The organism is Arthrobacter sp. TJ-263, assembly GCF_058269155.1.
The window spans coordinates 402,071-423,394 of record NZ_JBZCNE010000001.1 but is presented as its reverse complement, the minus strand read 5'-3'; the positions used below and the strand labels follow the sequence as shown (position 1 = coordinate 423,394).

Sequence of the window (21,324 nt, the reverse complement as noted above, 5' to 3'; positions counted from 1 at the left end):
TCTCTCCAGGACCACGGCGCCGCCTGGGCCAGCCCCTCCTTGATGCAGGAGCGCGTCTCGTTCGGCCTCGCGGCGGGCTAGACCTGCAGACTCCACATCGGGTGCCTCGGCTCGTCGCCCGCGGATACCTGTGTTCACAGCTTCCGTCGCGGCTGGACTGGATGGACATGCGGACGATCCGGTTCGTGTCTGCCGACCCGTGGACCGGGGCGTGAACTTCGACGACGAGCAGGGGGCTGCCTCCTCCTCGGAACCGGGCAGCAACACCACGTCGACGGGATCAGAGGACGCTGCGGTACACCCCGAGGGTCGTCTCCGCGATCGATCCCCAGTCGAAGTGCCGTTCCGCCCGCTGCCGACCCGCGGCGCCCATCGCGGACGCCCGCGCGGGATCGCCCACGAGGGCATTCAGCGCGGCGGCGAAGTCCTGGACGAACCGCTCCGGATCCAAGGGCGTCCCGGTGCCGTCCTGTACCTGTTCCAGGGGCACGAGGGTGCCGGTCACGCCGTCGTCGATCACCTCGGGGATGCCGCCGGTCGCCGACGCGACGACGGCAGCGCCGCACGCCATGGCCTCGAGGTTGACGATCCCGAGGGGCTCGTAGATGGAGGGGCACGCGAAGACGGTGGCGTGGCTCAGGATCTGGACGACCTCCCGGCGCGGCAGCATCTTCTCGATGAGTACCACCGAGCCCCGTTTCTCCCGCAGCTCGGAGATGAGCACCTCGGTCTCGGCGGCCAGTTCGGGCGTGTCCGCGGCTCCGAGGCAGAGGACCAGCTGGACGTCCGCCGGCAGGTGCGCCGCTGCACGCAGCAGATACGGGACACCCTTCTGCCGCGTATTGCGGCCCACGAAGACCACGCTCGGGCGGTCGGGATCGATGCCGTGCGCACGCAGGGCGTCGTCGTCCTCGTCGCGGGACCACTGGGCGACGTCGATCCCGTTGTGGACCACGTGGACCTTGTCGGGGTCGACGTCGGGGTAGCTGCGCAGGATGTCCGCCCGCATGCCGGCGGACACGGCGATGACGGCGGCCGCCGCCTCGTAGGACGTCTTCTCCACCCAGGAGGATACCGCGTAGCCGCCCCCGAGCTGCTCGGCCTTCCAGGGGCGCAGCGGCTCGAGGCTGTGCGCGCTGAGGACGTGCGGGATGCCGTGCAGGAGGGAGGCGAGGTGCCCGGCCATGTTGGCGTACCAGGTGTGGGAATGCACGAGGTCCGCACCCGCCAGCGCGCCCAGCATCTGCAGGTCCGTGCCCAGGGTCTGGACGGCCGGATTGGCTCCGGCGAGGCCTTCCGGCACGCCGTAGGAGAGCACGGAGGCGCCGTGGTACTCCCCCGACCGGGGCGCCCCGAACGCGTGGACCCGGAGATCGACCTGCGGGGCGAGGACCCTGCTGAGCTCGGCGACATGTACCCCCGCTCCACCGTAGATCTCGGGCGGGAACTCCTTGGTCACAATGTCTACTCGCACTCCCCCAACGTAGTGCAGTGCGTCCCCTGTCCTCTAGTGTGAAGAAACCGGAAGGGTTCCGGGCTGTGTGTACCAACGCTGATCGACCACCTATCGAGCAGGCAGAACACTCAACGAAGAGCGGGGGGTCTGAAGTGGCACCGAAGAAAGTACTTGCCGTGGTTCTGGCGGGCGGCGAAGGCAAACGCCTGATGCCGCTCACGGCGGACAGGGCGAAACCGGCCGTGCCGTTCGCCGGCAGCTACCGGCTCATCGACTTCGCGCTGTCGAACCTCGTCAATTCCGGCTACCTCCAGATCGTTGTACTGACGCAGTACAAGTCCCACAGCCTGGACCGGCACATCTCGGAGACGTGGCGGATGTCCACGCAGCTCCAGCAGTACATCGCCTCGGTTCCCGCGCAGCAGCGCCGGGGCAAGAGCTGGTTCCTCGGCAGTGCGAACGCGATCTACCAGTCGCTGAACCTGATCCACGACGCGCAGCCGGACATCGTCGTCGTGATCGGCGCGGACCACGTGTACCGGATGGACTTCGAGCAGATGGTCGACGCGCACGTGAAGAGCGGGGCGTCGGTCAGCGTCGCGGCCGTCCGCCAGCCGATGGACCTCGTGGACCAGTTCGGCGTGATCGAGGTGGACCAGGACGATCCAGGGCGCATCGCGGCGTTCGTCGAGAAGCCGAAGAGCACGCCCGGCCTCCCGGACGACCCCAACAGCTTCCTCGCCTCCATGGGCAACTACGTCTTCACCACCGACGCCCTGCTGAAGGCGCTCGAGGACGACGCCGCGCGCCTGGACACCAAGCACGACATGGGCGGGGACATCATCCCCTACTTCGTGGAACGCAACGACGCCGCCGTCTACGACTTCACGACCAACGAGATCCCCGGCTCCACCGACCGAGACCGCCAGTACTGGCGCGACGTCGGCACCATGGACTCGTACTACGACGCCAACATGGACCTCATCTCGCCCCTGCCGCTGTTCAATCTGTACAACCTGCAGTGGCCCATCTACACACGGCAGAGCGTGTCGCCGCCGGCCAAGTTCGTGCGCAGCGCCTCCGGGCGATCCGGCGAGGCCCACGACTCGATCGTCTCCGCCGGCGTCGTCGTCTCCGGGGGCGCGGTGAACACCTCCATCCTCGCGACCGACGTGTTCATCGACGAAGCCGCCGAGGTGACGGGCAGCGTCCTGCTCGACAAGGTCAACGTCGGAGCCGGGGCGGTGGTGCGCCGGGCCATCATCGACAAGAACGTCCGGATCCCCGCCGGAGTGAGGATCGGCGTCGACGCGGACCTGGACCGGCGCCGCGGCTTCGCCGTCACGAACTCCGGCCTCACGATCGTCAGCAAGGGCCAGATCATCCCGTCGGACTGATCGGTAGCTGCCCCGAGACGTGACGAGGCCCCGGCACCGCCGGGGCCTCGTCACGTCGGGGCCGGCCCGATCTCCCGGGTTCCGGGGGGGGGGCGATCGTCCGCGGGGACCGGGCGCGGACGCGTGATTGAATGACCGGATGGAGAACGAGAACCTGACCCGGGACGAAGCCGCCGCCCGCTCGGCGCTGCTGGAGACCGAGAGCTACACCGTCCACCTGGATCTCTCGCGGGCCAGGGATGCCGCCCAGGGGACCTACCCCACGACGACGACCGTGGTGTTCTCCTGCCGCGAGCCGGGGGCGTCCACGTTCCTCGACTTCATCGGCGAGGTCACCGCTCTCGAGGTGAACGGTCGGGTACTCGACCCCGCCACGGCCGCCGACGGCGCCCGCGTGCTGCTCGACGACCTCGCCGAGCACAACACGGTGACCGTCACGGGCCAGGCCCGCTACAGCACCAGCGGCGAGGGACTCCACCGGTTCGTGGATCCCGCCGACGGCGAGACGTACCTGTACACGCAGTACGAGCCCGCCGACGCACGCCGCGTCTTCGCGAACTTCGAGCAACCGGATCTGAAGGCCACCTTCACGTTCAGCGTCGTCGCGCCCGCCGACTGGACGGTCGCCTCCAACGGCGCCGAGACCGGCGTCCAGCCACTCGACGACACATCCGACGCCACGGCCGCCCGCTGGACCTTCGCGCCCACGCGGCGTATCTCCACCTACATCACCACCGTGCTGGCGGGCCCCTACCATCGGGAGACCGACTCCTGGACCGGTGCGGCGGGCACGGCCGGTGAGGGCCTCGAGGTGCCGCTGGCCCTGTACTGCCGCCGCTCCCTGGCCCCGTCCTTCGACGCCGCCGAGATCTTCGACACCACCCGACGCGGGCTGGATTTCTTCCACGACCTGTTCGACTACGCCTACCCCTTCGGCAAGTACGATCAGGCGTTCGTCCCGGAGTACAACCTCGGCGCCATGGAGAACCCCGGGCTCGTGACCTTCACCGAGAACTACGTGTTCCAGTCCGCGGCCACGGAGGCGCAGCGCGAGGCCCGGGCCAACACGATCATGCACGAGATGGCCCACATGTGGTTCGGTGACCTCGTGACGATGTCGTGGTGGGACGACCTCTGGCTCAAGGAGTCCTTCGCCGACTACATGGGCGCCCTCGCCGTGGCGGAGGCGACGCGCTGGAGCACCTCGTGGGTCAGCTTCGCGAACCGCCGGAAGGCGTGGGCCTACGTGCAGGATCAGCTCCCGACGACGCACCCGATCGTCGCGGACATCCCGGACCTCGAGGCCGCGAAGCAGAACTTCGACGGCATCACCTACGCGAAGGGCGCCTCCGTGCTCAAGCAGCTCGTGGCCTTCGTGGGCCGCGAGGACTTCACGACCGCCGCCCGGCAGTATTTCCGCAAGCACGAGTACGGCAACACCAACCTCACTGACCTCCTCGACGTCCTGGCCCTCGCGACGGGGCAGGACCTCGCCGCGTGGTCGCGGTCCTGGCTCCAGACCTCCGGTGTCCCCGCACTCGCCGCCGAGGTCACGGCCGACGACGGCGTCCTCACCGGGGTCACGATCGTCCAGGATGCCGTGGACCCTGTGACCGGGCTGGACGAGCCCCGGCCGCACCGTATCCGGGTAGGCCTGTACTCCTTCGACTCCGAGGGATGGCTCGTGCGGACGCGAGCGGAGCCCGTGACGGTCGAGGCCGGCCGGACCGCCGTGCCGGCGCTCGCCGGGGCGGACCAGCCGGACCTCCTGCTGGTCAACGACGACGACCTGACCTACGCGAAGCTGTCCTTCGACGAGCGCTCCCTCGCCACCCTCCTGACCTCGATCCACCGCGTGCAAGACCCCCTGGCCCGGGCCACGTGCCTCACCGCCCTGTGGTCCACCACGAGGGACGCGCGCCTGCCGGTGAGCTCCTACCTGTCCGCCGTGATGCTCGCAGCGCCCGTGGAGGGCGGGGTGGGCATGCTGCAGGTCCTACTGGCCAACGCCCGCACCGCGATCGAACGCTTCGCCCCCGCGGGAGAGCGCCCGGCGCTGCGGGACCGGCTGAGCGACTTCCTGGCGCAGGGCCTGCGCACCGCGGAGCCGGGTTCCGACCTCCAGCTCGCCTGGGCCAGGGCGCTCGCGGCCGCCGCCCGCAGCGCCGGGCGGGCCGTCGACGTCGTGCGCGCCGTGCTCGACGGCGACGAGCGGATCGACGGACTGGGCCTCGACGCCGAACTCCGCTGGTTCCTCCTCCAGGGACTCGCCGCGCAGCAGCGTGTCCGGCCCGGGGAACTGGAGGCCGAGCGGACGGCGGACCCGACGGCGTCGGGCCGCGTGGGCTTCACCCTCGCCTCCGCCGCGATCCCCGATGCGGCCATCAAGAAGGCAACGTGGGCGGAAGCGGTGCACGGCGACCGGCTGTCCAACGAGCTGCTCAGCGCGGCGATCGAGGGGTTCATGCTCGGCTCGCACGCACTCCTGGACCCGTACCGGGAGCCCTACTTCGAGGCGCTCCGCGGGGTCTGGGACACCCGCGGCATCGAGATGGCGAGCAGGATCGTCCGGGGCCTGTACCCGGGTCACCAGGACCTCGACGGCGAGCCCGGACGGCACCCCGTGGTCCTGCGGACCGACGCCTGGCTGGACGCGAACCCCGACGCACCCGCGGCCCTGCGGCGCATCGTCGTGGAGGAACGCGACCATCTCCTGCGGTCGCTGCGGGCGCAGGCTCAGGGCACGCGGTAGAGCCACTCCTCGGTCCCGAACTTGTGCTCCACCAGGTCCTCGGCGCGGCGGAGGTCGTCGTCGGAGAGTGATGCCTCCACCGCGCCGTAACGCTCGCGGAAGGTGTCCATCATGACGCCGATGATCTCCTCGCGGGTCAGCCCCGTCTGGCGGCGCAGGGGGTCCACACGCTTCTTCGCGCTCTTCGTCCCCTTGTCGGACATCTTCTCCCGACCGATGCGCAGCACCTCGAGCATCTTGTCCGCGTCGATGTCGTAGCTCATGGTCACGTGGTGCAGCATCCCGCCGTTGGCGAGCCGCTTCTGCGCCGCGCCGCCGATCTTGCCGACCTCCGTGGCGATGTCGTTCAGGGGCTGGTACCAGGCCTGGATGCCGAGCCGCTGGAGGGCGTCCATCACCCAGGCGTCGAGGAACGGGTAGGAGTCGGCGAAGCTCAGGCAGTCCACGAGCGACTGCGGCACGTAGATGGAGTAGGTGATGGCGTTGCCGTGCTCCATGAACATGGCACCGCCGCCGCTGATCCTGCGCACCACGGTGACCCCGTGCCGGTCCGCACCCGCCGGATCCACCTCGTTGCGCATGGACTGGAAGCTGCCGATCACCACCGACGGCGCCTGCCACTCCCAGAAACGGAGGGTCGGGTTGCGGGAGCCCGCGCCGACGTCGCGCGTGAGGACCTCGTCCATCGCGACATGCATGGTCGTGGACAGCGGCGTGGGAGGGATGATCTCCCACTGGTGGTCCGCGAAGCTCGAGGCCCGTCCGAGGGCGCGGCGGACAGCGGTGGCGATGGCCTCCGGCGAGAAGCCGAACAGCACGGCCGACGGGTCGAGGCGCTGGGTGATCGCCGCGGCCAGCTCCCCCGGCGCGGTGTCTGCGGGGAGCCCCTCCAGCGCGGCGTTGATGTCGAGCAGCGCCTCGTCGGGCTCGAGGAAGAAGTCCCCGTTGACCGACACGCCCGTGAGGCGCCCGCCCTGCACGCTGAGGTCCACGGCCGTGAGCTTGCCGCCCGGGGTCTTGAATTCTCCGTGCAGGCGCTCCGCGCCGGGTGCCTGTTCCGGTGCCTGTTCCATGGGTGCCTTCCGTGGTGCGTTAACGGGAGGAAGCCACGCCGGATGGGCGTGGCTTCCTCGTGGGACCGTGGGTCCGGTGCTCGGGAGGAGCTGGACTACTTCTTGGCGCCGAAGCCCTTGAAGCGGGCGTTGAAGCGCTCCACGCGACCGGCGGAGTCCATGATGCGCTGCTTGCCCGTGTAGAACGGGTGGGACTCCGAGGAGATCTCGACCTCGATGAGGGGGTAGGTGTTGCCGTCTTCCCACTCGATGGTCTTGGGCGAGCCGACCGTCGACTTGGTCAGGAACGCCTTGTCGGAGGCCAGGTCGCGGAACACGACCGACTGGTACTTGGGGTGGATATCAGACTTCACGGGACTACCTTCTCTGGTTGCCTGGATTTTGCCAGGCACGGGAACTTGAAAGGGTGGCGACAGCGCCAGCTATCCATACTAGCGCAGGAGCATCCGCGAGGCTAAAGCGCGGGGCGCGCGCCGCCGCCGTCGGACCGGCACTCCCAGAACGCCACGGCCGCCGCCGCGGCGACGTTCAGCGAATCCACGCCGCCGTGCATGGGGATGGTCAGGGCGACATCGGCCTCCGCCAGTGCGCCGTCGCTCAGGCCGTCCCCCTCGGTGCCCAGCAGGAGGGCGAGCCGCTCGTGGTCCCGTGCCGGGAACGCACCGAGCGGGACGGCCCCGGGACCCAGCGCGAGGGCACCGAGGGTGAAGCCGGCGGCGCGCACGGCGGCGAGATCCCCGGGCCACGAGGTCAGCCTGGCCCACGGGACCTGGAAGACGCTGCCCATGCTGACGCGCACGGCCCTCCGGTAGAGCGGATCGGCGCTGCGGGGGCTGAGCAGCACGGCGTCGACGCCGAGCGCTGCGGCGGACCGGAACACGGCACCCAGGTTGGTGTGGTCCACCATGTCCTCGATGATCGCGACGCGCCGGGCCGGGGTCAGCACTTCGTCGAGTGCCCGGGGTGCCGGCCGGTGCATCGCGGCGAGGGCGCCACGATGCAGGTGGAAACCCGTGATGGCCTCGAGCGTGGCCTCGGGGGCCACGAACGCGGGCACGGACGGGAAGCGGGCGACGACGTCGGCCAGGTCGGGGAGCCACTTCGGCGCCAGGAGGAAGGACCGCGGGACGTGCCCGGCGTCGACGGCGCGCCGGAGCACCTTCGAGCTCTCGGCGATGTAGAGACCTTCCGCGGGTTCCCTGGCGAGGCGCAGCTGCACGTCGGTGAGGTCGCGGTAGTCCGAGAGCCGGGGGTCGTCGACCGCATCGAGCGTGATGACGGGCATCAGGGAGCGTGCCGGGGCGCGCGGCGGCCTGCGCTGCTCACGCCCGGGCGACGGCGCTGTAGCGGCCGTTCTCCTCGCTGACCTTCAGGGCGACGTCGAACGCGGCACTCAGGTTCTGCTCGGTCAGCACGTCCGCGATGGGGCCTGCCGCCACCACCACGCCGTCGCGCAGCAGCAGGGCATGCGTGAAGCCCGGCGGCACCTCCTCGAGGTGGTGCGTCACCAGCACCATGGCGGGTGCTTCGGGGTCGAGGGCGAGCTCGGTCAGCCGCTGCACGAGGTCCTCGCGTCCGGCGAGGTCCAGGCCCGCTGCCGGTTCGTCGAGGAGCAGGAGTTCGGGGTCCGCCATGAGCGCCCGGGCGATCTGCACGCGCTTGCGCTCCCCCTCGCTGAGGGAACCGAACGGGCGGTTCATGAAGCGGGACATGCCCCAGGTGTCGAGGAGACGGAAGGCGCGGCGCTCGTCGAGTCGCTCGTACTGCTCGCGCCACCGTCCGGTGACACCGTAGGAAGCCGTCACGACGACGTTCAGGACGGTCTCGTGATCCGGTACCTGCGAGGCGAGGGCCGCCGACGCGAGGCCGATGCGCGGCCGGAGGTCGAAGACGTCGACCGCACCCATGACCTCGTCGAGGATCCCGACGACGCCCCTGGTGGGGTGGAGCCGCGCGCCGGCGAGCTGCAGCAGGGTGGTCTTGCCCGCTCCGTTGGGGCCCATGACCACCCAGCGCTCGCCCTCGTTGACCTGCCAGTCGATCTCATCGAGCAGGGTCTTGCCACCCCTGACGAGGCTTACTCCCGCCAGTTCCAGAACGTCACTCATGGTCCTAGACACTAGGCTAAGGAGCGGCCCCGTGGCGAAACCGGCAGGCCGCCCACGACGCTTGTGCACCACCGGTGGCCCGTGGGGCCCGCCTGCCGGCCCGACTGCCGGCCCGGCTGCCGGCTCCGGCGGCGGGCAGGACGCCACGATCGGGACCCCACGAGACACGGACGCCGGCACCGGCGTGGACAGGAGCGGGAGCATGCGGGACACGGCACGGGTGGTCGCCTATGCGAGGCGGCTCGACGACGGACACCGGGAGGACCTGCTCGGCGCCCTGCGCGGCCTGGGCGCCGAGGTCACGGACACCGCGACCGCGGCGACCCCGACCTACACGGTGCTGACCCTCGGCGTCGAGCTCACCGCGCGGGCCTCGGAGGTGCGTGCCGGGCTGGCACGGTGGACGGCCGCCTCCGGCGTCGGCGCCGCGCTCGTCCCGGCCCCCACGTACGCTCCCGGACCGAAGCTGCTGATCATGGACGTCGACTCGACGCTGATCCGCCAGGAGGTCATCGAGCTGCTCGCCGCGCATGCAGGCCGCGAGGCGGAGGTGGCGGCGGTGACCGAGGCTGCCATGCGGGGTGAGCTCGACTTCGCCCAGTCCCTCCACCACCGGGTCCGCGCGCTGCAGGGGCTTCCTGCCACCGTGATCGGCGAGGTCGTGGAACGCATCGAGCTGAGCGACGGCGCGGAGAACCTCGTCGCCGCGTACCTCGGCGCGGGCCATCGCGTCGGCGTGGTCTCCGGCGGCTTCTCGCAGGTCCTCGCACCCCTCGCCGAGCGCCTCCGCCTGTCCTTCGCCAAGGCGAACGACCTCGAGATCCTCGACGGCGCCCTGACCGGCAGGGTGGCGGGCGCCGTCGTCGACCGCCGCGAGAAGGAGCGCACGCTCCGCGCCGAAGCCGAGCGCGCGGGCGTGCAGCCTGCGGCGGTGATCGCCGTCGGCGACGGGGCGAACGACCTCGACATGCTGGGCGCAGCGGGACTCGGCGTGGCGTTCAACGCGAAGCCTGCCGTCCGTGCAGCGGCGGACGTCGCCCTCGACCTTCCGGACCTGGACGTCGTCCGCCACTTCGCCGGGCTGTAGCCCGGGCCCTGGACGAGGCTGCGGGTCAGCTCTTGGCGAGGAAGTCCTCGGCGCCGCCCACATACTCCGTGTGGCCCGTGGGGACGTCCGCCGTGACCATCCGGACGATCTCGGTCGCGAACTCCGCGACGGAGTACAGGCGGCCCGCCTCCTGGCGGCGCGCCTCGATGGCTCCGGGGGTGGCGCGGTCCAGCAGCGTCGCCGTGACCGTGCCCTCGATCATGTCGCCGGACACGACGACGAGGGAGATCCCCTTCTCGTCGAGCTGCGGGATGCGGGCGCGCAGGGCGTCCTCGCCGGCCCGCTTGCTGCGCGCGACCGGCTCGTAGGCGTCCATCGTCTCGACCTTCTCGATGAAGTGCGCCTGGTGGCTCGTGATGAAGACGACGCGGGAGCCCGCGGGCATCACCTCCGTGGCGGCCTCGAGCATGGCGATCTGCGCGTCACGGTTGAGCTTCAGCGCGTAGTCCTCCCCCAGGCCCGTCTCCATGCCGCCGGACGCGTTGAGGACCAGCAGGTTCAGCCCACCGAAGGTCGAGACTGCAGTATCGACCAGCGCCGCAGGACCCTCCGGCGTCGTCAGGTCCGCACCGACCGCGACGGCCCGGCCGCCGGCCGTCTCGATCCCCGCCACCACCTTGTTGGCGCGCGGCGCCTTCTGACGGTAGTTCACGACGACGGCGGCGCCCCGCGCAGCGAGCTGCTGCGCGACGTCGGCGCCGATCCCGCGGGACGATCCGGTGACGATTGCTGTGGTTCCCTCGAGGGTGGCCATGGTTCTCCTTCTGGTGGGCTGGGTGGTGGGGGCGGGGGTGGCCTAGTGGCCCATGCCGAGTCCGCCGTCGACGGGGATGACGGCACCCGAGATGTAGCCGGCGGCATCGCCGGCCAGGAAGGACACGACGCCCGCCACTTCGTCGGGCGACGCGAAGCGGCCGGCGGGGATGGTGGCGAGGTAGCTCTTCCGCGTGTCCTCGGGCAGCTCCGCCGTCATGTCGGTGTCGATGAACCCCGGGGCGACGACGTTGGCCGTGATGCCCCGCGAGCCGAGCTCGCGCGTCAGGGAACGGGCGATGCCGATCAGCCCGGCCTTGGAAGCGGAGTAGTTGATCTGGCCCGGCGCCCCGTACAGGCCCGTGACGCTCGAGATCAGGATGACGCGGCCGCGTCGCAGGCGGATCATGCCGCGCGACGCCCGCCTGACCACGCGGAACGCGCCGGTCAGGTTGGTGTCGATGACGTCCGTGAAGTCACTCTCGGTCATGCGCATGAGCAGGGTGTCGCGTGTGATGCCGGCATTCGCGACGAGCACCTCCACCGGTCCGTGCTCGGCCTCGATCTGCGTGAACGCCGCGTCGATCTGTTCCTCGCTGGTGACATCGGCCCGCACGCCGAACATCCCTTCAGGAACCTCACCACTTCGGTAGGTGATGGCAACCTTGTCGCCGTTGGCTACGAATACCTTGGCGATGGCAAGGCCGATCCCGCGGTTGCCTCCGGTAATGAGGACGCTGCGGCCGGAGGCCGTCGTACTGCTGTCTGCATCAGGTGCCAAGGGGGTAACTCCTCTGTCTGCGGGCCGGAAGGGGTCCATGTTGTTCCTGCCGACCACCGCGCAAGCGCTCCGGACGGGCGTCCCAGCCCGCTCGGACCTCCCCCGTGGCCATCGGTCAGACTGTCCCGACGATCCTAACGGCGCATCCCTCGACTTCGGGAACGGGGCCCGGAATGAGACAATAGAGGGAGTCTTTTTGGAGTGTGATGAGTAAGCAAACGAAGCACAACACAGACGTCCACAGCATCTCCGACGCACGGGAATCACACAGCGACGAGATGCGTACGCGAATGATCCGCTACTCGGTGTCGATGGGCATCCGTCTCGTGTGTTTCATCCTGGTCTTCGTGGTCCCGTACGTGTGGCTGCAATGGGTGATGATCGCGGGAGCGGTGTTCCTGCCGTACTTCGCCGTGATCGTCGCGAACGGCGGCAGCGACACCAGCAACATCCGCCACAGCGACGCCCTGATCGACCGCGCCCCGGTGCGGGAGATCGAGGCGAAGGTCGTCGACGCCGGCCCTGACGACGGCGAGGACGTCCTCAGTGGCGAGATCATCGACGATCCCGCGGACCCGGCACGTCGCGGGCCCCAGGATGCAGGCCACGGCGGGCCCGACGCCCGTGGCTGACCTGCCGTCCACTCCCCGGCCCGTTGCCGCCCGTCCGGCCGCGGGCCTCGGTCTGTTCGGGGCGCCGGGACCGGCCGAGGGAGGGCCTCCCGTCTGCTCACGCAAAGGATGCCGGAACGACGCCGAGTGGCAGCTGCTGTGGAACAATCCGCGCATCCACACCCCCGAGCGCCGGAAGGCCTGGGCGTCGTGCCCTGACCACGTGGAGTGGTTCGAGGAGTACCTCCGGGATCGCGGGCTCTGGAAGGAGACCCTCCCCCTGACCGCCGACCGACCGATGGAGACCCGCTAGGTGTTCCGCTACTTCTTCTCCGTCCGCTGGCTCGGCTGGCTGGCCATGGTCATGGTGGTGGCCGCCGGCTGCGTGGGGCTCGGACGATGGCAGCTGGACAGGCGGGAGGCCGTCGTGGAGGACATCCAGCGCATCGAGGCGAACTACGATGCCCCGCCCCAGCGCTATGTACCGGGGGCGAACGGCTTCGACACCTTCGATCCCGCCCGCGAATGGACGCCGGTGACCTTCACCGGGACGTATGACGTCGAACACCAGGTCGTGGTGCGCAACAGGCCGCTCAACGGTCAGCCGGGGTATGAGGTGCTCACTCCCCTGCGGCTCGAGGACGGGACCGCCGTCATCATCGACCGCGGCTGGCTGCCCATCGGCAACGCCGAAGCAGGACGCCCGGACGTGGTCCCGGCCCCGCCCGCGGGGGAGGTCGAGGTCACCGCACGGATTCGGCCGGGCGAGCCGGAGGTGAACCGGGGCGCACCCGAGGGGCAGATCGCATCGGTCCATCTTCCGTCGCTCGCGGAGAGCGTGGAGTACCCCCTGCAGGACGCCGCCTACGGCCTGCTCGCGCTGGAGCGGCCGGCAGCGGCCCAGACCCCGATCGCCGCACCCAAGCCGTCCATCGACGAAGGGCCGCATCTCTCCTACTCCCTGCAGTGGTTCGCCTTCGGCGTCCTCGCCTTCGTGGGCCTCGGGTACGCGGCGCGGCAGCAGCGCAGGAGCGACGCCGAACGGGACGGCACCGCTCCGGATCGCCCGGCCCGCCGGCGTCGTCGCCCGTCCTCGGAGGAGGAGGAGGACGCCATCCTCGACGCCCGGGGAATCCGCTAGGGTCACGCCGGCGAAGGCCTCGACGCGGTGGTCGGGTCGCAGGAACCACCGCTCCTGCACTGCGTGGACGAAGGTCATCGACCGTCCTCGGAGCACGGCCGGGTAGTCGGCCCAGGACGGCGGGTGGTTCGTGCAGGAGTCCCCACCCGGAATCGAGTGGAACGCACTCGTGCCCCCGGGCACGACCGTTCATAGGATGCTGCCGAGAAGCAGTGCGGAGCGGCACTGTGTGTGGTCCGGGTCCTACGATTCGCGCCATCGTCCGCCGCTCCGTTGCTGGAATCGCCGAATCACTCAGGGGAACGGGCCATGAGAACCGTCGTGATCGGTGGCGCTGGTTTCATCGGCAGCCACCTCGCCGAATACCTTCTGGACGCCGGGGACGCCGTCACCGTGCTCGATGATCTCTCCCGCGGCAGGCTCGAGAATCTGGCCGCGTGCCGGGCCCATGAGACCTTCACGTTCCACGAGGGCAGCACCCTGGACACGGCTGCGGTCGGCAGGGCGATCCGCGGAGTGGACCGGGTGTTCCATCTGGCGCCCGCCGGTGGGGCGCATGCGTGCACGGATCGCCCGCTCGCAGGCCTTCGCTCCACCGTCCATGGCACCGAGACGGTCCTCGACGCCTGCCTCGATGCGGGTTCCGAGTTGATCGTGGTGTACAGCGGCGACATCCATGGAAGGCACGTCTCCGGCCGGTTGTCCGCGGATGCGGAGTGCATCCTCGGTTCGCCGCTGACCCCCCGGTGGGCGGGTGTCGCCGCGGAGGCGACGGAAGAGGCCTTCGCCCAGGCCTACGGGCGGGAATACGGTCTGGCGGTGTCCGTGGTCCGGCTCTTCGATACGGCGGGTCCCCGCCAGGGAGGCCGATCCGGTGGCGTGGTGCCGACGCTCGTGAAGCAGGCGCTGCGGGGTGACCCGCTGACCGTCCACGGTGACGGCCGGCAGACTCGCTGCTTCTCCTATGTGGGGGACGTCGTCCCGGCGATCGTGCGCATCGCCGAGCAGCCGGCCGCCCGAGGGCTCGCCATCGACCTTGGTAGCACCCAGGAGGTGTCGATCATCGAGCTGGCCGAGCGGACGATCAGGCTCCTGGGCAGCCGCAGCATGATCACCTTCATTCCGTACGACGACGTCTACGGCCCCGGCCACGAGGACGTTCGACGCCCTTCCCCCGACATCGCCCTCGCGTCACGCCTCATCCGGTTCCGACCGACCGCGTCCATCGACACCATCATCCTCAAGGTGGCGAAGGACATCCTCTCCACCGCCTCCAACGGGATCCACGCCGAGGCCGTGCACCACGCCGAGGCCGTCCACTGAGACGGGCCCACCGACGACCGCCCAGGATCCCGTCGACGTCAGGGCGGCGGCGTCAAGGCGGCGGCGCCACCGCGACGCTCAGCCGCCCAGCACGCGCCTCATCGCGTCGTACGCGGGGGTCGTCTCCCCGTCCGTGAACAGGAAGTCCCGGCCCTGTTGCAGCTCACCGTCGTCGTCGACCCACCAGTTGTAGCGGTTGTCCACGCCCCACGTGGTGTAGGAGACGCAGGTAGGCGAGCGCATGCAGGTCTCCAGCACCGTGGCATACTGCTCCGCCTGGGCGTCCACCCCCTCTCCGTCGGTGACGTCGTTCTCCGAGATCCGGACGCGCAGCCCGGCATCCCCGAAGTTCTCGAGCGTCTCCGTGAGATCCTCGGCTGAGATGGCGTCGGTCTCGAGGTCGTAGACGTGGGCCTGGAGGCCGACGCCGTAGATGTGCCCGCCCTGCGCGTTGGTGTCGAGGGCGAGCTTCAGCAGGGCGTCCTGGCGGTACCCCGGGACGTCGGCCCCGTTCTCGTTGATGAACTGCTTGACGTCCGGATCCGCCTCGTAGACGGCCTGGGAGACGACCGCCGGGTAGCCGGGCCCGAAGACCCGGTACCAGATGTTCTGCTGGTAGCTGGTGCCCTGGTCCACGTCGAACGGTTCGTTGACGACGTCGAGCGAGTCGATGCGGCCCTTGAAGTGGGTCACTACTGTCGTGATGTAGTCGAGCAGGGCCTCGGCGCTGGCTCGGCGCTCCCACTCCGTGCCGGTGGGCAACTCCTGCATCCAGCGGGGCATCGCCTCGGTGAAGGCGATGGTGTGGCCGTGCACCGCCAGGCCCTTGCTCTCGGCGATCGCGATGATCGCATCGGCCTCCTCGAACGTGTACACGGCCTGCTGCGGCGAGAGGAACTGCGGCTTCATCGCGTTCTCCGGCGTGAGCGCGCCGAAGTTGCCGACGAACTCCCTGGCGTAGTCCGGGTCCGAGGCGAGCGGGCCGAGCGCCACCGCGGCGCCGATCGTGAAATCCGGCCTCTTCTGCGAGGCCAGGGCCTGCAGCCCGTCCGGCTCCTGCTCGGCCTGGACCACGGCCGGCTCCGCGGTCGTGAGGGTGCCGCCGTCCAGAGCGGTCGCGGTGAAGGAACCGACGCGGAAGGAGCCGCCCTCGCTCGAGAGTCCCAGCCAGAGCTTCCCTGATTCGAACACCGCTCCGAGGGGCAGGGAGGAGACGGTCTCTCCACCGCTCTCGATCTCGAGTGTGTCGCCGGACCGGCGTACCACCAGCGTGGCTTCGGGATCCCGGACCGTCACGTGCTCCTCGTGCGCCGGCCGGGGGCTGGTGACGTCCTCCTGGGGGGAACCGTCGAAGACGGCGATCTCGAGGTCGTCGTCGAGGAGGGTGAGCCGCAGGCCCGATGGCTCCAGCCGGAATTCGTCGGCGATCACCGGCGGACTGTCGAAGACGGTCCACGAGGCGTCGGCGATCACGTCGGTGAGCGACGCGCTGAGGGAGAAGTCTCCGTCCGCCACCAGATGCGTCCCGGCCAGATTGAGCGGCGGGTTCGGCTGCCCTCCTCCACCGTCCTGATCGACGATGCTTCGCGCCGTGGCCGTGACCTGCAGCCCTCCGCTGTCCGACGCCACTCCCGGCGTGTGCTGCCAGTCCTCGTCGATCAGGTCAACGATCACGTCGGGCTCCGGTTCCGGGTCGTCGGGCGTGCAGCCCGCGAGCGCGAGCAGAAGACAGCCTGCCAGCACTGTCCGTGCTGGCAGGCGTCCGAGTGTCAGGGCCGCCACCAGCGCACGTTGTCGACGTACGCGAGCACCCCGGAGTTGCTGGTCACGTACACCTGCACGCTCGCCCGGGCGACGTTCGTCGTGCTCGGCGAGTAGGTCAGGGCGACATTGGAGACGCCAATCGCGGTACTGGCGAGCTTCCACTGCCCGGAGATCCAGTTGCCGTTGGCGTCGTACTCGTCGATGTACCAGCCGACCTCACCGGCGGTGCGGGTCTTGATGTTGAGGTAGGCGGAGATGTTGTAGTTGCCCGGCGTCACGTCGACCTGCGGCGAGAACAGGTGCCTGTTGGTCGTGCCGCCCTGCAACTTCACGGAGTTCACCGGGTTGGCCGGGGCGCCGTTGCCCGCACTGTCCGCCACGACACCGGTCGCGGAGTCGGACCTCCACCCGCCGCCGAGGCCGGCGTCGAAGGTGCCGTTGGCCACGAGGTTGGTGACCGGCGGCGGTGTGGTGCCCCCGATGAGCTCCAGCAGCTCGACGTTGTCCAGGTAGGCCGTGATGCCGGTCCCTGCGACGATCACCTGGAGGCTGGCCTTCGCCACGTTCGTCGAACTCGGCGTATAGGTGAAGTTGAGCGACTCCACCCATCGGGAGTTCTCCCGTTTACGGTACTGCCCGGAAACCCAGGCTCCGGCCGCGTTGTATTCGTCGACGTAGAACGCCACCTCGCCCGAGGTCAGCGCGGAGACGTTCAGGAAGGTCTTGTACAGGTAGTTCGTCCCCGGGGTGACGGCGACCTGCGGGGAGAACAGGTGCGTCGGGCCCGTGCCCGACACCAGCTTCACCGACCGGGCGGGGTCGGGATAGCTGCCGTTGCCTCCGGCGTCGGCCGTGACGCGCGTCGGGGCGTCCGTCCGCCAGCCCTCGCCGATGCCGGCATTGAAGCTGGCATTCGGCATCTTGTTCGGAGAGCCGGTCACGATGCCCTGGGAGACGTTGACGTTCTTGATCTGTCCGGCCGCCACCTTGGTCTTCACATAGGCGGCGAGCTCGTCCAGTTCGGCGGTGCCGAACTCGTAGTCGCCCGGATTGGTGCTGGGGTTCGGGACGATGTCGTGGAACGTGAACACCACCCAGGTCTTGCCCGCGATGGCCTGATCGACCTTCGCCTTGAGCGATGCCACGGTGTCGAGGCCCTCCTCGACCGCGACGTTCTGGACGAGGTAATCGCTGAGCGGCCACAGGTTCACGCCTTCGTCGGCGAAACCGCGCATCGACGAGTAGTACTTGGCGACCTTCGCCAGGACCGTCTGGTCGTAGTCGCCGTACGGTGGGGCGAAGGCGGTCGCGGTGATGCCCTGGGCGGCAAGGGCCGCCCTGCTGTTCGCCATCTGCGCGTCGATCTGGGCCGGGGTCAGCTTGTTGGCCTGGCAGACGTCGCCGGTCGAGGCAAGGCACTGGTGGTCCTTGCCGTGCGATCCGATCTCCCAGCCGTACTGCGTCTGCAGCTGCTTGATCTGCGTCCAGGTCATGTACGGCACGCTGCCGTCCGCGCGGCAGGTGTTCGGCACGGTCGTCATGCCCACGCAGTCGGTGACCACGTAGTTCGTGCCGGTGAGACCATGCTTCTGGAGCGTCGGCGCGGCCGCCGTGATGGAGCTGCGGAAACCGTCGTCGAAGGTGAACGACACCAGCGCCGAGGGCGCTGGGTTGTTCACCACCGCGTTCGCCACCCCGGGCGTCAGCAGCGTGGAAGCCATCGCCCCCAGGGCCACCATGATGGTCAGCAATCCGGCTCGCCCCCGCGCCAAGCAGGATCCAGATCTGGATCTAGTCATGAACTTCTCCGTTCTTCTCTTGGGCCGACGGCGGTGGATCCCACCAGCGGGAACTACTGGTCCTGTAACTGGTCGAACGCCTGACTGACGGGCTGCACCTCGATGCCGCTGTCGTCGACGATCTGCAGTTGTGCAGCGAGGGCGTCGCTGGTGATGGTGCTCTGGTCCGCCACGATGGTGTCGTCGTCCTGCGTGCCGGTCGACTCGGGGGTGGATATCTGGTGATAGACGAGGATGAGCCAGCCGTTCACGCGGTCCGTCTCCGCGAGCGCTTCGCGCAGCAGTTCGGGCGTGGTCTCGTCCGTCACGTAGAAGACCTTCAGATCGGACGGATCGATGCTCTGCCGGGTGTTGATACCCACGTCCGTCCCCCGCACGGTCGTGAAGTACTGGCTCGCATACCAGTCGACCTGGGGGTCGGACCGTCCGAAGGGGGGAGCGAGGTTGTCGGTGCCGAGGCCGGCGTCGTTCAACGCCTCCTCGTTCCTTCGCATCTCCTCCTCCAGCCGCTCGGCATTGATAGAGGTGAGATCGACGTGGGAGTAGCTGTGTGCCGCGATCTCATGTCCGGCCTCGTGCAGTCCGCGCACCTCGGCGGCTGTCATGAAGTTCGGTGTCTCGAGGGACGTGGGGTTGACGTACTGGGTGGACCGGAAGCCGTGCTTGTCCAGGAGCGGGAGGGCACGGTCGTAGACCGACTCCCAGCCGTCGTCGAAGGTGATCGAGACCATCGGCTTGTCCCACCGGAGGGGTCCCGGTTTGGTGATGTCGGTCAGCGAGTAGTCGCGCACTGCGGTGGTCCCGTCGCCGTGGGACACCAGGGTGACCATGACCGTCTTCGCCTTGTCGGGGACCTGGAACGATTCCCCGATGGTCGTCCACTCCCCCGCCGGCTGCACCGTCGCCAGGTTGCGGAACACGCGTCCGCCGTCCTCGAGCTCGAACTCGGCGAGCACGTCCACCTCACGCTCGGCCCGGTAGGTCGCGCCGAACTCGAACCGCCGGTCGGGTGCCACAGGAACCGGCTGGTACTGCCACTTCGCCTCACCGCTCTTGTAGTTCGTGATGCGGGTCCAGAGGAACGGGCCGTTCTCGTCGTCACCGCGCCCGGACTCCACGGTCGACGGCCCGGATGCGTAGGGTGACCAGGACGCGGGTACCCCCGGTGTGGGACTGACGAGCTCGGGGTTGGGTATGAGGTTGGGGGCGGCCGCCGTGCTGGGCGGGAGAGCGACGTCCTCCGCCGCCTCGAGGTAGGCACCCTCGACCCGGACGCTGCCCTCGGATGCGAGGCGGAAGACGTACTCCACCGCCGTCACCGTGTCCCCGCTGTCGAACGCGTCGCTCACGGAGAACGGGGCGTTGCCCGGCCGCTCGAGGACGCTCGGCAATTGCCTGAGAGTCGTGCTCCCGTCGGTGTGATGCCGACGCGCCAGCAGGGTGAAATGCGTGTCGGTGGAGACGAACGCCTTGAACAGGTAGGTCTCCCCGGGATCGACCTCCACCCGCGGACTCGTCAGCGTGACGTCGCCCGAGGCGTACCGTCCGACGTCGAGCTTCAGTGCCTGGTCGCTCACCTGCCCGTCGACGAGGTTCAGGGTGGCGGCGGCGTCCGCGCTGTGGCCGACGCTCCAGCCTGCCACCGCGTCGACAGCCGACGGCGTGTCGGTGGCCGACGAGGTGTCGGGGGCGGACAGCGTATTGGGTGACGGTGCGGAAGTGGCCGTCGGCGTCCCCGACGACCCGGGGGTGGCCTCGGCGGACGGGCTCAGGGGCGGGAGCAGGTTCGCCCCGGGACGCGCCTGGGCGATCATGCTCTGCCCGCCCGTGTACACCAGCCACCCCGCGGTCATCAGCGCCACGACCAATGAGACGACGACGAGGGGGTTGAGCAGTATGCGGACGAACCGCCGGCGCTTATGCGGCACGAGCGACCACCGCCGTGCTCCCGGCCCGCTGCGGGGACTTCCAGGTGTTGATCTCGGGACGCTTGACCAGGCCGCGCGAGCGCGCGATGCAGCGGACCGCTGCGGTCAGTTGCACGAGATCCATGATGTAGAACAGGAAATACGCCGTGGGCGCGTAGATGGACAAGCGGGCGCGCTCGCGCCTCGTCAGGTTCTCGTCCATCCAGACCGTCAGCAGCGTGTAGGCGGTGATGGTCAGGTAGGCGCCGATGATCAGGGCGGGCGTCTGGGTGACCAGCGACCAGTAGACCGCATACGTCCATGCCAGGGGCGAGACGAGCAGTGTGAACTCGCTGAGCATCGCCATCGGCATGCGGTAGTAGGTTAGCGTGCGGGTGTACCGGCGGTGCGGGTTGAGCATCATCCCCCGGTACTTGATCAGGTTCTGCAGGCTGCCGTACTTCCAGCGGAAACGTTGCTTCGCGAGGGCACGGAGCGTCAGTACTCCCTCGGTCTTCGCGACCACGTCGGCTCCGAAGATCATGCGGAAGCGCCGATTGCCCAGGCTGGTGATCTTCGTGCTCAGGCCGATGTCCTCGGTCAGGGTGTCGGTGTCGTAGAAGTCGACCTTGCGCAGGACACGCATCCGGTACGTCGAGGCGACCCCACCGACCACGAACTCGCAGTTCAGCAGGGAGTACAGCTTCTTCGAGCGGTAGCCGATCATGTGCTCGAACCGCTGCAGGATGCCGAGGGCGGTCGTCTCCTCCAGGATCTGGACATTGGCGGCCACGCCGGCGACGTAGGGGTCGTCGAAGTAGGAGAGGGCGTTCGTGATGGCGTCGGGCTGGATGATCGAATCGGCGTCGAGCGTCATGACGAACTGGCCGCGAGCGTACCGCCGGAGCGCCGCGTTGAGCGCGGCGCCCTTTCCGACGTTCTTGCGCATCCGCATCAGGCGCAGGTCCATCCCGGGATGCCGCACCTGGTAGTCGCGTACCAGGCGTCCGGTGAGGTCGGAGGATGCATCGTCGGCGACGATGACCTCGAGCGAGCGGTAGGTGCTGCGCCGGACGGAGTCGAGCGTCCGGACGATCACCGCCTCCTCGTTGTGTGCGGCGATGACGACGGAGACCAGGCCCGGCACCTCGGGTGCCGCACGCCGGTTCCAGATGGCGGTCGCCGCGCACTCGGGCTCGTACGCCACCGGTACCTGGACCCCGCTGAGGCCCTTCCGCCGCTGCTGCCAGATATCGTAGAAATTCGCGCCCACGAGATAGAGGCCGAAATGCACCACATAGAGGATGCTGACGCCGGCGAACAGCCAGAAGATGACGAGCGCGATGTCCAT

18 protein-coding genes are annotated in these 21,324 nt (G+C 69.3%); 7 read left to right on the top strand and 11 right to left on the bottom strand.

Annotated elements, in window-relative coordinates:
* Positions 1-280: 280 nt before the first annotated feature.
* Positions 281-1,474 carry a glycogen synthase gene (gene glgA, locus AC4D2F_RS01945; RefSeq protein ID WP_490909294.1) on the bottom strand — a complete coding sequence of 398 codons (1,194 nt, stop codon included), beginning with the start codon at positions 1,472-1,474 and terminating at the stop codon, positions 281-283.
* A gap of 134 nt (positions 1,475-1,608) precedes the next feature.
* Here glgA and glgC point away from each other — a divergent pair, with 134 nt between their 5' ends.
* On the top strand, positions 1,609-2,853 hold the full coding sequence (gene glgC, locus AC4D2F_RS01940) for a glucose-1-phosphate adenylyltransferase (protein WP_104164889.1): 1,245 nt from the start codon (positions 1,609-1,611) through the stop codon (positions 2,851-2,853).
* Between the two features lie 139 nt (positions 2,854-2,992).
* Positions 2,993-5,605: an aminopeptidase N gene (pepN, locus tag AC4D2F_RS01935; protein WP_490909293.1), complete on the top strand. Its 2,613-nt coding sequence runs from the start codon at positions 2,993-2,995 to the stop codon at positions 5,603-5,605.
* Here the strand turns inward: pepN and lplAB are convergent.
* The 4 genes from lplAB to AC4D2F_RS01915 all read right to left on the bottom strand — a co-directional run bounded on the left by lplAB (position 5,590) and on the right by AC4D2F_RS01915 (position 8,786).
* Complete coding sequence (gene lplAB, locus AC4D2F_RS01930) at positions 5,590-6,678, bottom strand: lipoate-protein ligase LplAB (protein ID WP_490909292.1); 1,089 nt, start codon at positions 6,676-6,678, stop codon at positions 5,590-5,592. The two genes, pepN and lplAB, sit on opposite strands and share 16 nt — an antisense overlap.
* A 95-nt stretch (positions 6,679-6,773) precedes the next feature.
* A complete protein-coding gene (locus AC4D2F_RS01925; protein WP_104164883.1) occupies positions 6,774-7,031 on the bottom strand; it encodes a type B 50S ribosomal protein L31 in 258 nt (85 codons plus the stop codon).
* A 101-nt stretch (positions 7,032-7,132) separates the two neighbouring features.
* Positions 7,133-7,963 carry a TrmH family RNA methyltransferase gene (locus AC4D2F_RS01920; RefSeq protein ID WP_490909291.1) on the bottom strand — a complete coding sequence of 277 codons (831 nt, stop codon included), beginning with the start codon at positions 7,961-7,963 and terminating at the stop codon, positions 7,133-7,135.
* Positions 7,964-8,000: 37 nt separating this feature from the next.
* Positions 8,001-8,786 (bottom strand): ABC transporter ATP-binding protein, encoded by a 786-nt coding sequence (locus tag AC4D2F_RS01915; RefSeq protein ID WP_490909290.1) that lies wholly within the window; start codon positions 8,784-8,786, stop codon positions 8,001-8,003.
* A 202-nt stretch (positions 8,787-8,988) separates the two neighbouring features.
* Here AC4D2F_RS01915 and serB point away from each other — a divergent pair, with 202 nt between their 5' ends.
* Positions 8,989-9,873: a phosphoserine phosphatase SerB gene (gene serB / locus AC4D2F_RS01910; RefSeq protein WP_490909289.1), complete on the top strand. Its 885-nt coding sequence runs from the start codon at positions 8,989-8,991 to the stop codon at positions 9,871-9,873.
* Positions 9,874-9,898: 25 nt separating this feature from the next.
* Here serB and AC4D2F_RS01905 read toward each other — a convergent pair whose 3' ends face one another.
* A complete protein-coding gene (locus tag AC4D2F_RS01905; protein ID WP_490909288.1) occupies positions 9,899-10,648 on the bottom strand; it encodes an SDR family oxidoreductase in 750 nt (249 codons plus the stop codon).
* A gap of 42 nt (positions 10,649-10,690) precedes the next feature.
* Positions 10,691-11,467 (bottom strand): beta-ketoacyl-ACP reductase, encoded by a 777-nt coding sequence (locus AC4D2F_RS01900; RefSeq protein ID WP_490909287.1) that lies wholly within the window; start codon positions 11,465-11,467, stop codon positions 10,691-10,693.
* Positions 11,468-11,634: 167 nt separating this feature from the next.
* Between AC4D2F_RS01900 and AC4D2F_RS01895 the strand changes: the two genes are divergently transcribed.
* From AC4D2F_RS01895 to AC4D2F_RS01880, 4 genes are all read left to right on the top strand, one after another.
* Complete coding sequence (locus AC4D2F_RS01895; protein ID WP_490909286.1) at positions 11,635-12,060, top strand: DUF3099 domain-containing protein; 426 nt, start codon at positions 11,635-11,637, stop codon at positions 12,058-12,060.
* Between the two features lie 52 nt (positions 12,061-12,112).
* On the top strand, positions 12,113-12,352 hold the full coding sequence (locus AC4D2F_RS01890) for a hypothetical protein (RefSeq protein ID WP_490910506.1): 240 nt from the start codon (positions 12,113-12,115) through the stop codon (positions 12,350-12,352).
* Positions 12,353-13,180, top strand: a complete 828-nt coding sequence (locus AC4D2F_RS01885) for an SURF1 family cytochrome oxidase biogenesis protein (RefSeq protein WP_490909285.1) — start codon at positions 12,353-12,355, stop codon at positions 13,178-13,180.
* Between the two features lie 309 nt (positions 13,181-13,489).
* Positions 13,490-14,503, top strand: coding sequence for an NAD-dependent epimerase/dehydratase family protein (locus AC4D2F_RS01880; protein WP_490909284.1), 1,014 nt, complete (start codon positions 13,490-13,492; stop codon positions 14,501-14,503).
* 78 nt (positions 14,504-14,581) lie between these two features.
* On the opposite strand, the gene AC4D2F_RS01875 is transcribed toward AC4D2F_RS01880, so the two are convergent.
* From AC4D2F_RS01875 to AC4D2F_RS01860, 4 genes are all read right to left on the bottom strand, one after another.
* Complete coding sequence (locus tag AC4D2F_RS01875) at positions 14,582-16,285, bottom strand: endo-1,4-beta-xylanase (RefSeq protein WP_490909283.1); 1,704 nt, start codon at positions 16,283-16,285, stop codon at positions 14,582-14,584.
* Positions 16,273-18,039: a polysaccharide deacetylase family protein gene (locus tag AC4D2F_RS01870; protein ID WP_490909282.1), complete on the bottom strand. Its 1,767-nt coding sequence runs from the start codon at positions 18,037-18,039 to the stop codon at positions 16,273-16,275. Before AC4D2F_RS01870 ends, AC4D2F_RS01875 begins: the two co-directional genes overlap by 13 nt.
* A gap of 80 nt (positions 18,040-18,119) precedes the next feature.
* Positions 18,120-19,994, bottom strand: coding sequence for a polysaccharide deacetylase family protein (locus AC4D2F_RS01865; protein ID WP_490909281.1), 1,875 nt, complete (start codon positions 19,992-19,994; stop codon positions 18,120-18,122).
* Positions 19,984-21,324 (bottom strand): glycosyltransferase family 2 protein, encoded by a 1,341-nt coding sequence (locus AC4D2F_RS01860; RefSeq protein ID WP_104164859.1) that lies wholly within the window; start codon positions 21,322-21,324, stop codon positions 19,984-19,986. The genes AC4D2F_RS01865 and AC4D2F_RS01860 overlap by 11 nt, the downstream gene beginning before the upstream one ends.